Genomic DNA, 12,704 nt, shown 5'->3' on the forward strand with positions numbered 1-12,704 from the left:
TGCTTAATCTTCAATTCATGGCAGACGTCATTGAATCGATTGCATGGCCAGCAACCGTCATCGGCATAGTTTTTTTCTCCGGGGGCATCTCCGAGAGCTCTTGCGGGAGCTATCTACATTTCGTTATGGCGACTTCGAGTTAGACTTTGGACGTAAGGTTCGGGACCTAGAGAGCAGAGCCAAAAACGCGGGCCTGAACATCCCCTCAAAGCCTACACCTAGCAGCCATTCACTTAATGCAGCCCAGATTGTTTCAGAGTCCCTACGCCTTGCGATCGACTTTCCTGCAGCAGCAGTCGGTGTCGCCTGGACTGCCGTTGAGCATGAGTTATTGAATGCCGTCGAGAGATTATCTCTAGCCGTAGATTCTCCTGCTAATTATTCCCCATATGGATGCATTAAAATGTTGGTCCAATCTGGGCACTTGAACAACAACACCGCTGAATTATTAGGCCAAATGAGACAGTTACGAAATAAAGCAGTACATCCAGCAGCTTCTCGTAGCCAAATTTCACCTGAAGAGGCCAGAGAGTTTATCGCCCTAACGGAGGGCATCATCAATAAGCTCAAGAGCCTTGAAAAAGAAAAATAGAAACTCACGACAAGATCGACAAATAATCTATACGGCAGATCGGTGCACTCTGCGTTGGCTACTTGTGCATTTACCCCAACTGCGCCACATCCTCGCGTCCAAGAATGCGCATAACCTCAACCATGCCATCGCCTTGCCGATAATAGATGGAATGAGCGCCGTAGACGCTGCGCCGATAGCCGGGGCGGATATGATCGACGGCTGCATAAAGGGTGGGATCGTCAGCGATCCGATCGAACAGCGCGATCAGGCCGTCGAAGTAACGGTCGGCCTGAGCCAATCCGAATTCTGTGATCCCCCGGCGGTAAAGACGCGCCAAGTCATCCTCGGCGGCTCGGCTGAGCCTATAGTCCGCCATCTTCCTTGAGATCAGCGAGAACCGCGCGGCGAATGTCCGCCGGTGACTTGTCGCTCATGCCACCGCTTTCCGCCTCGATCAGCGCTGCCCGGATGCGCGCGATCTCGTCGGCGCGCGTCTGCTTTTCCCGGATAGCTTCGCGGATCAGTTCACTGTCCGTGGCGTAATTGCCACTGGCGAGTTGCCCCTGTATCCAAGCTTCCTGCTGGTCGGTGACCGTGATGCTTTTCTTGACCATGGACATGGCCCAACACTCCCATGACGTACAGGCATCGAATGAGTAGGATATTATCCTACTACATCTTGTAACCGTGAGAAAGCACAGCGCGGCCGGAAAATTAAGCCGCCGCGCGGGCCTCAAGGTCCGCCAGCAGCTTGTCCGCTACCTCGACGCCCTCGGCATTCGCCTTGGCGCGGTTGGCCCAGCGGTCGACGCCGGGGAGCCAGGCGCCGTCCTGCTCGGTGATGGCCTGAACCAGGGTGCCGATGCGTTCGATGAAGCGGTTGTCGGCGGTTTCCTCGTCCTCGTGGGCGAAGGCCGAGGGGTCGATCAGGATGAAGAACTGGCCGACCTTGGGCGGCTCGCCGTCGGCGGCGAAGAAGCTGGAGGCTTCGAAGCCGTGGTTGGAGCCGGTGAGCGTCGCCGCCAGGATTTCCACCATCAGCACCAGGGCCGCGCCCTTGGCGTCGCCCATGGGGATCATCATGCCGCCGTCGAGGGCTTCCTTGGCGTCGGTGGTCGGCTTGCCGTGCTTGTCCGTGGACCAACCCTCGGGGATCGGCTCGCCCTTGTTGGCGGCCATCATGATCTTGCCGCGGGCGACCTTGCTGAGCGCCAGATCGACCAGGATGGGGTCGCCCCAGTCCGTGCCGTCGGCGTTGCGCCGCGGGCAGGCGAAGGCGATGGGGTTGGTGCCGTAAAGGGCGCGGTTGCCGTTCCACGGTGCGATGGCCGCCGGGGCGTTGAGGAAGCCCATGGCGATCAGGCCCTTGCGGGCGGCCGCTTCGACCGGGTGGCCGCCGACGCCGCCGTGGTGGGAATTGCCGATGGCCAGGCCGACAATGCCCGCTTCCTGGGCCAGCGTGATGGCCCGGCCCAGGCCCAGATGAATGGCCGGATAGGCGTAGCCGCCGTTGGCGTCGACCCGCAGGGCCGCCGTCGCCGTCTGTTCCAGGCGGGCGATGGCATGGCCGTCGACCTTGCCCGACTTGGCCTGGTCGGCGTAGCTCGGCACCCGCGACAGGCCGTGGGACGGAACACCGTCGGCTTCGGCCTGAACCAGGGCGCGGACGACATGGGCCGCGTTGTTTTCCGACACATTCGAATTCAGCGAGTTGCCCCTGTATCCAAGCTTCCTGCTGGTCGGTGACCGTGATGCTTTTCTTGACCATGGACATGGCCCAACACTCCCATGACGTACAGGCATCGAATGAGTAGGATATTATCCTACTACATCTTGTAACCGTGAGAAAGCACAGCGCGGCCGGAAAATTAAGCCGCCGCGCGGGCCTCAAGGTCCGCCAGCAGCTTGTCCGCTACCTCGACGCCCTCGGCATTCGCCTTGGCGCGGTTGGCCCAGCGGTCGACGCCGGGGAGCCAGGCGCCGTCCTGCTCGGTGATGGCCTGAACCAGGGTGCCGATGCGTTCGATGAAGCGGTTGTCGGCGGTTTCCTCGTCCTCGTGGGCGAAGGCCGAGGGGTCGATCAGGATGAAGAACTGGCCGACCTTGGGCGGCTCGCCGTCGGCGGCGAAGAAGCTGGAGGCTTCGAAGCCGTGGTTGGAGCCGGTGAGCGTCGCCGCCAGGATTTCCACCATCAGCACCAGCGCCGCGCCCTTGGCGTCGCCCATGGGGATCATCATGCCGCCGTCCAGCGCTTCCTTGGCATCCGTGGTCGGATTGCCGTGCTTGTCCGTCGACCAGCCCTCGGGGATCGGCTCGCCCTTGTTGGCGGCCATCATGATCTTGCCGCGCGCGACCTTGGACAGCGCCAGATCGACCAGGATGGGATCGCCCCAGTCCGTGCCGTCGGCGTTGCGGCGCGGGCAGGCGAAGGCGATGGGGTTGGTGCCGTAGAGGGCGCGGTTGCCGTTCCAGGGGGCGATGGCCGCCGGGGCGTTGAGGAAGCCCATGGCGATCAGGCCCTTGCGGGCGGCGGCCTCGACCGGGTGGCCGCCGACGCCGCCGTGGTGGGAATTGCCGATGGCGAGGCCGACGATGCCCGCTTCCTGGGCCAACGTGATGGCCCGGCCCAGCCCCAGATGAATGGCCGGATAGGCATAGCCGCCGTTGGCGTCGACCCGGAGTGCCGCCGTCGCCGTCTGTTCCAGGCGGGCGATGGCATGGCCGTTGACCTTGCCCGACTTGGCCTGATCGGCGTAGCTCGGCACCCGCGACAGGCCGTGGGACGGCACGCCGTCGGCTTCGGCCTGCACCAGGGCGCGGACGACATGGGCCGCGTTGTTTTCCGACACATTCGAATTCAGGAAGACCTTGAAGGCCAGCTGTTCGAGTTCTTCCAGGGTCTTGATCGCCATCGTGTTTAGTTCCCGTTCAGACAGTTGAGCACCGCATCAGCGGTGACGGTGGATACCTTGCCCTCGCCCTCTTCCGTGCGTGGGCCGACATGGGGCGTGCAATACAGGTTGGGCACGCCGTCGAAGATGTTGGGGGATGTCAGGGGCTCCTCGACGAACACGTCGGTGAAGCCGCCCCACAGCTTGCCGGATTTCAGCGCGTCGACCAGGGCCTGTTCATCGACGATGCCGCCGCGCGACAGGTTCAACAGCAGGGCGCGGTCCTTCATCTTGGCGATGGTGTCCGCGTTGAACAGGCCGCGCGTGTCGTCGGTCAGCGGCACGTGGATGGAGACCGCGTCGCATTTCGGCAGCAGGTCATCCAAGGTTTCCGCGCGCTCGACCTTGCAGTCGGCCCAGCGCGGATCGTCCTTCTTGACCCAGGGGTCGTAGGCGATGCGGTTCATGCCGTTGCCGCGCGCCCGCCAGGCGAGCGCCTGGCCGGTCCAGCCCAGGCCGATGATGCCCAGCGTCTTGCCCTGAACTTCGCGGCCCATCAGCTCGATGCGGGGCCACTTGCCGGCCACCACGTCCGGCGTCGCCAGGTAGGAGCGGCGGAACATCACGTAGATTGCCCCCATGGCCAGTTCGGCCACGGAATCGGAATTGGCGCCGGTGGCGGGAAATACCTTCACGCTCTTTGCGGCGCAGGCGTCCATGTCGATGTTGTCGAGGCCGACGCCGAGCCGTCCGACGCATTCCAGCTTGTCGGCGGCCTCCAGCACGGCACCCCGCACCTGGGTCGCGTTGCGCACGATCAGGCCGCGCACGCCGGGCATCAGGGCCGGGATCTTGTCCTGCTCGGCCACCAGGTCCGGCAGATAGGCCACGTCATAGCTTTCGGCCAGACGGGCGACCTGGGACTCTTCCATGAACTCGGTGATGAGGATGTCGGCCATGCTGTTGAATACTCCGGCGGCTGCGGCGGCCGGGCGGCCGCCAGTGAAAAGCCGGGAGACCTTAACGGTCCCCGAAGGACCCGCCAAGGGCGGGCGCGCGGCAATGGATGCCGACGCGCCCCGCCCCTGGCCGGGAGGACGCCGTGCTTAAGGAACTCTAAGCGTTGGCCGCTTCAAGCGCCTTCATGAAACGGTCGCGGATCACGACCTGGTCCATGGTGATGTTGGGAACCGGGATGTTGCCCGATTCACATTTGCAGACAATGACCGTCTGTTTCTTCGACGCGATGGCGTCCTTCATGACCTGGGCCGTGTCCTCGGCCTTGCACTCGATCACGTTGTCGCAACCGCAGGCCTCGGCGACCTTGGTCAGCGAGGTCTTCTTGCCGGCATAGGTCGGCTGATCGCCGGTCGAACCATAACTGCCGTTGTCGATGATCAGCAGGATAAAGTTGTCGGCCACGTTGTTGCCGATGGTCGGCAGGGTGCCCAGGTTGGTCAGGACCGAGCCGTCACCGTCGATGGCGATGATGGTCTGCTTCTGCGCCAGCGCCAATCCTAAGCCGATGGACGACGACAGGCCCATGGTGCCGAGCATGTAGAAGTTGGTCGGCTGATCGTCCAGCAGGTGGAGTTCCTGGCTGGGCAGGCCGATGTTGCAGACCACGAACTGATCGGAAATGACCGGGATCAGGCTTTTCAGAACTTCGGAGCGGATCATGGTCATTCCCCTTTCCAGAAGGTGGCGTCGGTCAGAATGGCCACCGGCTTGTTGCACATGAAGGTGTACTTGAGAATCTTGTCGAGCTCGCCCGCGTCTTCCCGCTTGTGGAAGTGGTAGGTCGGGATCAGCATCTGGTTCAACAGGGCCTTGGTGTGCAGGGCCATTTCAACCTGGCAGGCCACCGGCTCGCCCAGCTCGCCGCGGTAGCTGATCAGCATGGGCAGCGGGATGTGGTAGAACTGGATCAGCGTCGCCAGGGAATTGAGCGTCACGCCGAGCGCCGTGTTCTGCATGATGATGGCCGACCGCTTGCCGCCCATGAAGGCACCGGCGCAGAGGCCCATGCCTTCGTCTTCCTTGTTGCACGGCACGTGCATGATGCTGGGGTGGTTTTCGGCTTCTTCGATCACGCCGCCGAGTTGCTTACACGGAACAGTGGTGATGAACTCGATGTTGTTGTTCACCATGTCCGTGACGATCTGTTTATGAATCGACAAGACTTGTCCTCCGGGTCCAGGTTCCGCGCAAAACGCTGACCCCTGCCGCCGCCGCAGACGGATGCCTGAGACGAGGTCGGGGTGGCGGCCTTGCGCCGAACGGTATGGGTTCAGGGTGCGCCCTGGGTTTCCTCAAATGCTTAACGTGCGGGCTGGGATTGACGCTCCCTTTGTTGTTCGCCCGTACCCGCAATAGTCCTTGGCTCTTGCCCCCGTCAAGCAAGTCTTATAACTCTTATAGAAGACTTTGCGTTTTTTTGACGAAAGGACCGCGAATGCCTGAAACCTGGGGGGACCGCCCCCGTTCCGGCGATGGGCCGCTGTACCGGCAGGTCCGCGAAGCCCTGCTGCGCGAGATCGCCCAGGGCCGCCATCCGGTAACCGAGCCCCTGCCGTCCGAACAGAAACTGGCCGCCCGCTTCGGCGTCGCCCAGGGCACGGTGCGCCGCGCACTCGACGAAATGGCGCGGGAGAATCTGGTGATCCGTCATCAGGGGCGCGGCACCTTCGTCCATGCCCATGGCCCGGATCGCGACCGCTTCCACTTCTTCCACCTGCTGGCGGCGGATGGGGAGCGGCGCCTGCCGACCTCGCGGGTGCTGTCGATGACGCAGCGGCGGGTGACGCAGACCGAGGCCCTGGCCCTCCGGCTCTCCCCCCAGGCGCGGGTGGTTGAGATCAAGCGCGTGCGCGACCTGATGGCGCGGCGGGCGATCCTGGAACTGATCATCCTGCCCGACGACCTGTTCCCCGGCCTCGGCGACCTGAACAAGACGCAGCTGCCCAACACGCTCTATCAGCTTTATCAGGACCGCTTCGCCGTGATCGTCCATCGCGCGGTCGAAAAGATCACCGCCGAGGCCGCCGGCCCCGACGACGTGACCCATCTGGGCCTGGACCGGGGCGCGCCGCTGCTGCGCATCGAGCGCATCGCGCAGACCCTCGACGGCACGCCGGTGGAACTGCGCATCTCGCGCTGCGACACCACGCACCTGGCCTATTTCAGTGATTTGCTGTGAGAGCCCGGACTAGGTGCGCCAATTGCTCATGGAGCCGTAGGTGTTCAGGCCCCGACCGTGTTCCAGGACATGGCGCAGGCGCTTCACCGTGACGCCGTAGACCGCCCGCAACAAGGGGTCCATCGCCGCCGCGCGATCCTCGAATTCCTGTCGCGGCAACACACTGACCGTCGTGTCTTCCAAGGCGATCACCGATGCGGACCGTGTATGCGCGTCGATCAGGGAAAGCTCGCCGACGACATCGCCCTTGCCGAGCACGGCGATGGTCTTTGGCGAACAGGTCCGCATGCCTTTGCGGATTTCAACGCGCCCGCTCAAGATCAGATAAGCCTCGTCGCCAGGATCGCCTTCGCAGATGATCTCGTCTCCGGCGAAAAAGCTACGATGGTTTTTTTTGAGGGGCGCATGGGTGTCGGGCCCGAAGGCTGGCTGAGGGGTCATCGTATTCTCTGTTTTTTACGCGTCGCCCGACGCGCGGGGGCGTTTGTGATTTCAGGCCGAAGCCACTGTGAACCAGGCTGATGCCTGGCCATTCCCCTCGTACCGATGCACGCCATCCACCACAGTGATAAGAATCACTTTCCCCACCCAGCCAGAAGTATGGGGGCAGGCCTAAGAACGTGAAAACGTCGGCCTGCTAGGGGCCGTACGCGGCCTCTTGGGCTATTCCGCCGCCTGGAGCTTTTCGTTGTAGGTTTCGAACAAGGCCATGTTGCGCGGCACGTCGTAGGGACGCTCGGTCAGGTTCTGCGCTTCCCACTCGCTGCGCGGCTCCTCGAAGAAATTGCCGCCGTAGACGTGCAGGGCACCGGTCAGGCGATCGAGCGGATTCGTCACGGAATGGACGATGTCCTTGCCCAGCGGCGCCACATCGCCGGGACGCATGGCCTTGGCCCCGGCGGCTTCGATGCGGGTATGGCCAGGCTCGCCGTCGACCTTTTTCCAGAACACGTTATCCTCGGCCCCGGTGTACAGGCCGATGACCGCCCACATGTTGTGATTGTGCGGCAGCAGGGTCATGTAGGGGCCCCAGACGAGATTGAGGATCGTCAGTTCATCGGACACATAAATCTTGTCAGGGCCCGCCTTGGTCGGCTCACCCAGGCCGCGCAGCAGATCCGCCGGGTCGCTGCAGGCACGCTCGACCAGTTCCTTCACCGCGATGTGGCTATCGGTCTCGCGGATGGCCTCGAGACAATCCTGAGTGAAACGGTCACGGTCGAACATGGCGTGGGCTCCTGGGCGGTTAAGGGGTGTTCTTCCGGCGGGCGATTCTCCGCCAATATTGTGTACATTTCAGCTACCATCCCGCCCCCTTCGGGGCAAGCCTGATTGACGCATTAGACGTCGCCAATGGCGCGAACCCGCCGAATTTTCGCCGCGCACAGTGTGCGTATTTTTAATCCCTCCCTTGGATTCCCGCCACTAAGGCGCGCGAGATATCCACATTTGCCGCCGGTTGCCATTATTCGCCCTTTTTCACCTTCGCACCGGCCGCACACGGGATTCCGCCCTTTCCCGCGCCGAAATCCGCTCGGGCCTGTGAAGGAATGTAAAGCCGATCCCCTCAGCCGCCGCGCACCCGTGAACTTGCCGAGGAATTTCACCAACATGTGAAATCAAACCGGTCCGACGGTGGCGGCGACGGACGAACATGCCATTTTCACAATGCGAAAGGCGCGGTCAGCAAGGCGTTGGCGGCAATTCGGCTCCACGTCATTTCAATGCCCCTTGGCCGGCCGGCCGATTTTCCTGCGGCCGTTCCAGGCAATCCGGCATTGCGGAACCGGTCATGGGGTGGCACCTCATTCCCGCACGTCCGCCCCTTCACACCGGAGGCCGCGCAATCAACGCGCCCTGCCGCGCCTGACGCCTGACTCCGGCTCGACAAGCCTGCACTTGGCAAAAAGGCGCAAAACCAACATCTATCCCCAAAGTTATCCACAGCACCGCGCGCTTGACCCATATCAACGCGCCCGGGCCGCGCCGCCGCTAACCTGCCCCATCAGCGAGGTGGAGGGATACATATGTCCGACGTCATCTGGAAACTGCGCGACGACCATAAGAAACTTGCCTGTTTGATGGACCTGATCGCCCGCGAGTTGTGGGTTTTTGACGCCGGTGAGCTGCCCGACTACGACCTTGTCAGCAATATTCTGGACTACACCCAGAACTATCCGGACCTCTACCATCATCCCGTCGAAGACCTTGTCCTGGCGAAACTGCGCCTGCGCGATCCCGACGCCGCGGCGAGCGTCGGCGAACTGGATAAGGAACATGAGAAATTGGGCGCCTTGACGCGCCGCTTCGCGGCCGCCCTGCATAACGTCATGCAGGATGCGGAACTGCCGCGCGACTGGTTCGTCGACGTCGCAGGCGACTATTTGAGTTTCCAACGCCGCCACATGCAGATGGAGGAAGTGGTGTTCTTCCCGCTGGCCCTGCGGGCCCTGACCGACCCGGACTGGCAGGAAATCCGGGACGCCATCACCCTGCCCGGCGATCCCCTGTTCGGCGACGGCGAGGGACAGGCGAAATACGATCGCCTGCATCAGGAAATCCTGAAATGGGGGAAACCTCAGGACGTGACCGCCTTCGCCCGGCCGTGACGGCCGCCTAGCGCCCGCCGGCGACGTTCAGGACCGTGCCGGTGACATAACCGGCAGCGTCCGTGCACAGCCAATAAGCACCCTCGGCGATTTCCCGTACCTCGCCGATGCGGCCCATGGGAATGTCCGACTTCAGCGCGATTTCGAAGCTTGCCGCGATGCCGCCGTCCACCGCCATATCCGTCAGCACGTAGCCAGGGGCAACGGCATTAACACGGATGCCTTCCGCCGCGACCTCGCGGGCGAGGCCGTTGGTGAACACGTCGATCGCCCCCTTGAGCGCCGCATAATCCGCCCACTGCCCGGCTCCGCCCTTCTTGGTCGCGGTCGAAGACAGATTAACGATCACCCCGCCACGGCCGCCCGTGGCGGTCGACATGCGCTTGACCGCCTCGCGGCAGAACAGCACGGGGCCGATGAAGTTGATCCGGGTGACCTCTTCCAGGGTTGCCCGCGTGACCTCGACCGCCCGGCGGCGCGGCCCGGACACGCCCGCGTTGTTGATCAGCGCGTCGATCACCACACCTTCCCCATCCAATTGTTCGAACAGGGCCAGGATGTCGTCCTCGCTGCCGGAATCACAGCGGATCGCCCGAGCACCTGCTTCCGTCGCGACCTTATGTGCCGCCGCCGCACTGGAGACGAAGGTGAAGATGACCTTCCAGCCCCGTTCGGCGAACAGCCGCACCATGGCCTCGCCAATGCCGCGGCTGCCGCCGGTGATGAGGACGGTCTTCGCCACCACTTTGCCTCCTATCGCATCACGAACGGGTTCGGCACTTCGGTCGCCATGGAAATCCACACGGACTTGGTCTGCAGGTATTCCTCGATGGCGGCTTGGCCGCTTTCCCGGCCCAGGCCCGACTGCTTGTAGCCGCCGAACGGCGACATGTAGCTGACGGCCCGGTAGGTGTTCACCCACACGGTCCCGGCCTGCAGTTCCTGGGACATGATAAAGGCGCGGCGGATGCTTTCCGTCCACACGCCGGCGGCAAGGCCGTAGACCACGTCGTTACCGATGGCCAGCGCCTCTTCCTCATCCTCGAAGGGGATAACGGAAAGAACCGGGCCGAACACTTCTTCCTGAGCGATACGCATCTGGTTGTTGACGCCGGTGAAGATGGTCGGCTCCACGAACCAGCCGTCACCGCATTCGGGGCGCGTCGCCTTGCCGCCGCCGAGCACGGCTTCCGCGCCTTCCCCCTTGGCGATGTCCATATAGCCCAGGATCTTTTCATACTGGGGCGGCGTGGTGACCGGGCCGACCTGGGTGTCCGGGTCCATGGGATCGCCCATCTTGGCGGTCTTGGCGAGCGCCACCAGCTTGTCGACGAATTCGTTATGGATGGATTTTTGCACCAACAGGCGCGAACCGGCGATGCAGGTCTGGCCCGTGGCGGCGAAGATGCCTGAGATCACGCCCTTGACCGCGTTTTCCACGTTGCAGTCGTCGAACACGATGTTGGGCGACTTGCCGCCCAGCTCCAGCGACACCTTCTTGAACGACTGCGCCGCCGTGGAATAGACGTGCTTGCCCGTGGCCGACCCGCCGGTGAAGGCGATCTTGGCGACGTCCGGATGGCTGATCAGCGCTTCGCCCGCTTCCTTGCCATAACCCGTGACGATGTTGACCACCCCGTCGGGGAAGCCGGCCTGCTTGACCAGGTCCATGAATTCCAGGGCGGAGGCCGAGGTGAATTCCGACGGCTTGAGAACCACCGTGTTCCCGGCAGCCAGGGCCGGCGCCAGTTTCCACGCCGTCAGCATCAGCGGCGAATTCCACGGCGTGATCATGCCGATAACGCCAAGCGGCTCCTTCCGCGTGAAGTTGAAGGTGTCCGGCTTGTCGATGGGGATGACGGCCCCTTCAATCTTGTCGGCCAGGCCGCCGAAGTAATAGTACCACTGCGGCGCGTACTTAAGCTGCAAACCCATTTCGGCGATCAGCTTGCCGTTGTCGCGGACTTCTGTAGCGGCCAGGCTTTCGGCGTTTTCGGCGATCAGGTCGCCGAGCTTGCGCATCAGGTGGCCGCGCTGGGTCGCGATGGTTCTTCGCCAGCCGGGCAGTGCCGCCTTGGCGGCCTTGACGGCGCGGTCGATGTCTTCCGCGTTGCCGCGCGGGATTTCCGCCCAGGCCTTGCCCGTGTAGGGGTTTTCGGTTTCAAACCATTCGCCCGAGGCCGGATCGACCTTCTTGCCGGCGATAGTCATCTGATAGCGTTTGAGGTTCCCCACGGTCGTCTCCTCCATATTGGTCGTGTTGGAGGCGATCCTATCAGGCAAGACCCGGAATCCAATAGGGGCAACGTCGGCCACGCGCCCTGCCATGGGGAGAGGTGTTTAGCAGGCGATTTTAAACGCCTCTGAATCCGCGGCTTCGATGCGCGTCGACGGAATTTCCAAGATGACACGGAAACCATGGCCGGAACCGGATTTGATCGAGAAATCGCAGTCATGGGCTTCGGCAATTTTCTTGACGATCCAAAGGCCAAGGCCGGCGCTGTCGATATAGGCATCGGGATTGTCGCTCATCCGCGAATAGCGTTGCGCGGCCCCCGCCAGACGGCTGTCGTTCAGCCCGACCCCGTTGTCATAGACCGTCAGATACACGCGGTTTCCAGGCCCCGCGCAGAGCACATGAACGCCGACATCAGCATCCTGGCCCGCGTACTTCACCGCGTTCGTCAGAAGATTGATGACGTAGCGGCGGAACAGAGTCCGGTCAAAAACAATATCCACCGGCGGAACATTTCCGGAGACGGTGACCGTCTGGCGCCCGCCCTTCCATCCGACAATCAGTTTGCGGCAAAACCGTAGTTCGTCCATCAGATTGAACCGCTCTTCGCGAATGACAAACCGGTCTTCGGAACTCAGCCGCGAAATATCGAGAATTTGCGAAATCGTCAGATCCAGCATCTGCGACGCCCGATTGATGTCCTCGGCGTATTCGGCATATTTCTCATGCCCCAGGGGGCCAAAGACCTCCGTCTGCATCAATTCGGAAAACCCCATGATGCTGTTAACCGGTGTTTTCAGATCGTGGCTCATCGCCGCGAAAAACCCATCACGGGAGGCAAGGGCTTCGCGCAATTGATTTTCGACCACCATTCGGCGGCGGTTATCCGCCTTCGTCCGTTCGATCAGGCTCCGGTTGATGCGCATTTGCCCGAACAACAGGATGAACACATAGATCGCCAGCGATACGGCGATCAGCGGAACTTCGTCCAGTTCCCAGTTTTCATGATCATTAGCGAACTCATGCCATCGTTCCATCGGGTCCATGTCGGCGGCCAGAAGATGGGTGAGAAAGATGATCAAAATCCCGCCAATAATGACCAAGATAAGGTTGTTGGGATTGTTTTTCATGTGGCTCACGTTGCTCGATCCGATTTGCAATATGCTTATGAACACGCACAACACGCGTTCCGCAG

The 12,704-nt window shown here is 62.3% G+C and carries 15 protein-coding genes; 3 read left to right on the forward strand and 12 right to left on the reverse strand.

Annotated features, from left to right (window positions below):
* The first annotated feature begins 43 nt into the window (after window positions 1–43).
* Complete coding sequence (locus KFF05_10950) at window positions 44–592, forward strand: hypothetical protein (protein ID UTW50476.1); 549 nt, start codon at window positions 44–46, stop codon at window positions 590–592.
* A gap of 70 nt (window positions 593–662) precedes the next feature.
* Here KFF05_10950 and KFF05_10955 read toward each other — a convergent pair whose 3' ends face one another.
* From KFF05_10955 to comD, 7 genes are all read right to left on the reverse strand, one after another.
* Window positions 663–950, reverse strand: a complete 288-nt coding sequence (locus KFF05_10955; protein ID UTW50477.1) for a type II toxin-antitoxin system RelE/ParE family toxin — start codon at window positions 948–950, stop codon at window positions 663–665.
* Entirely contained in the window at window positions 937–1,194 is a 258-nt protein-coding gene (locus KFF05_10960; protein ID UTW50478.1) for a type II toxin-antitoxin system ParD family antitoxin, read from the reverse strand. The genes KFF05_10955 and KFF05_10960 overlap by 14 nt, the downstream gene beginning before the upstream one ends.
* Window positions 1,195–1,288: 94 nt before the next feature.
* Window positions 1,289–2,377, reverse strand: coding sequence for an Ldh family oxidoreductase (locus KFF05_10965; protein ID UTW50479.1), 1,089 nt, complete (start codon window positions 2,375–2,377; stop codon window positions 1,289–1,291).
* Window positions 2,378–2,442: 65 nt separating this feature from the next.
* Window positions 2,443–3,486, reverse strand: coding sequence for an Ldh family oxidoreductase (locus KFF05_10970; protein ID UTW50480.1), 1,044 nt, complete (start codon window positions 3,484–3,486; stop codon window positions 2,443–2,445).
* 5 nt (window positions 3,487–3,491) lie between these two features.
* A complete protein-coding gene (locus KFF05_10975; GenBank protein ID UTW50481.1) occupies window positions 3,492–4,424 on the reverse strand; it encodes a hydroxyacid dehydrogenase in 933 nt (310 codons plus the stop codon).
* Window positions 4,425–4,581: 157 nt separating this feature from the next.
* On the reverse strand, window positions 4,582–5,145 hold the full coding sequence (comE, locus tag KFF05_10980; GenBank protein ID UTW53679.1) for a sulfopyruvate decarboxylase subunit beta: 564 nt from the start codon (window positions 5,143–5,145) through the stop codon (window positions 4,582–4,584).
* 2 nt (window positions 5,146–5,147) lie between these two features.
* Complete coding sequence (gene comD, locus KFF05_10985; GenBank protein UTW50482.1) at window positions 5,148–5,645, reverse strand: sulfopyruvate decarboxylase subunit alpha; 498 nt, start codon at window positions 5,643–5,645, stop codon at window positions 5,148–5,150.
* A 275-nt stretch (window positions 5,646–5,920) separates the two neighbouring features.
* Here comD and KFF05_10990 point away from each other — a divergent pair, with 275 nt between their 5' ends.
* Window positions 5,921–6,664, forward strand: a complete 744-nt coding sequence (locus tag KFF05_10990) for a GntR family transcriptional regulator (GenBank protein UTW50483.1) — start codon at window positions 5,921–5,923, stop codon at window positions 6,662–6,664.
* 9 nt (window positions 6,665–6,673) lie between these two features.
* Here KFF05_10990 and KFF05_10995 read toward each other — a convergent pair whose 3' ends face one another.
* Window positions 6,674–7,105 carry a cyclic nucleotide-binding domain-containing protein gene (locus tag KFF05_10995; protein UTW50484.1) on the reverse strand — a complete coding sequence of 144 codons (432 nt, stop codon included), beginning with the start codon at window positions 7,103–7,105 and terminating at the stop codon, window positions 6,674–6,676.
* 222 nt (window positions 7,106–7,327) lie between these two features.
* Complete coding sequence (locus tag KFF05_11000; protein ID UTW50485.1) at window positions 7,328–7,891, reverse strand: hypothetical protein; 564 nt, start codon at window positions 7,889–7,891, stop codon at window positions 7,328–7,330.
* A gap of 800 nt (window positions 7,892–8,691) precedes the next feature.
* Here KFF05_11000 and KFF05_11005 point away from each other — a divergent pair.
* Window positions 8,692–9,273 (forward strand): hemerythrin domain-containing protein, encoded by a 582-nt coding sequence (locus KFF05_11005; protein UTW50486.1) that lies wholly within the window; start codon window positions 8,692–8,694, stop codon window positions 9,271–9,273.
* A gap of 7 nt (window positions 9,274–9,280) precedes the next feature.
* On the opposite strand, the gene KFF05_11010 is transcribed toward KFF05_11005, so the two are convergent.
* From KFF05_11010 to KFF05_11020, 3 genes are all read right to left on the reverse strand, one after another.
* A complete protein-coding gene (locus KFF05_11010) occupies window positions 9,281–10,018 on the reverse strand; it encodes an SDR family oxidoreductase (protein UTW50487.1) in 738 nt (245 codons plus the stop codon).
* 8 nt (window positions 10,019–10,026) lie between these two features.
* Window positions 10,027–11,523, reverse strand: coding sequence for an aldehyde dehydrogenase (locus KFF05_11015; protein ID UTW53680.1), 1,497 nt, complete (start codon window positions 11,521–11,523; stop codon window positions 10,027–10,029).
* A gap of 90 nt (window positions 11,524–11,613) precedes the next feature.
* Window positions 11,614–12,648 carry a HAMP domain-containing histidine kinase gene (locus tag KFF05_11020; GenBank protein ID UTW50488.1) on the reverse strand — a complete coding sequence of 345 codons (1,035 nt, stop codon included), beginning with the start codon at window positions 12,646–12,648 and terminating at the stop codon, window positions 11,614–11,616.
* Window positions 12,649–12,704: the final 56 nt, after the last annotated feature.

Source organism: bacterium SCSIO 12827, assembly GCA_024397995.1.
Taxonomy (GTDB): Bacteria; Pseudomonadota; Alphaproteobacteria; order Rhodospirillales; family Casp-alpha2; genus UBA1479.

Coding starts and splice junctions, on each gene's coding strand:
- KFF05_10955 (UTW50477.1), bottom strand. CDS start 950: ATGGCGGACTATAGGCTCAGCCGAGCCGCCGAGGATGACTTGGCGCGT.
- KFF05_10975 (UTW50481.1), bottom strand. CDS start 4,424: ATGGCCGACATCCTCATCACCGAGTTCATGGAAGAGTCCCAGGTCGCC.
- KFF05_10995 (UTW50484.1), bottom strand. CDS start 7,105: ATGACCCCTCAGCCAGCCTTCGGGCCCGACACCCATGCGCCCCTCAAA.
- KFF05_11000 (UTW50485.1), bottom strand. CDS start 7,891: ATGTTCGACCGTGACCGTTTCACTCAGGATTGTCTCGAGGCCATCCGC.
- KFF05_10990 (UTW50483.1), top strand. CDS start 5,921: ATGCCTGAAACCTGGGGGGACCGCCCCCGTTCCGGCGATGGGCCGCTG.
- KFF05_11005 (UTW50486.1), top strand. CDS start 8,692: ATGTCCGACGTCATCTGGAAACTGCGCGACGACCATAAGAAACTTGCC.
- comE (UTW53679.1), bottom strand. CDS start 5,145: ATGATCCGCTCCGAAGTTCTGAAAAGCCTGATCCCGGTCATTTCCGAT.
- KFF05_10960 (UTW50478.1), bottom strand. CDS start 1,194: ATGTCCATGGTCAAGAAAAGCATCACGGTCACCGACCAGCAGGAAGCT.
- KFF05_10950 (UTW50476.1), top strand. CDS start 44: ATGGCCAGCAACCGTCATCGGCATAGTTTTTTTCTCCGGGGGCATCTC.
- KFF05_10965 (UTW50479.1), bottom strand. CDS start 2,377: ATGCCTGTACGTCATGGGAGTGTTGGGCCATGTCCATGGTCAAGAAAA.
- KFF05_11015 (UTW53680.1), bottom strand. CDS start 11,523: ATGGAGGAGACGACCGTGGGGAACCTCAAACGCTATCAGATGACTATC.
- KFF05_10970 (UTW50480.1), bottom strand. CDS start 3,486: ATGGCGATCAAGACCCTGGAAGAACTCGAACAGCTGGCCTTCAAGGTC.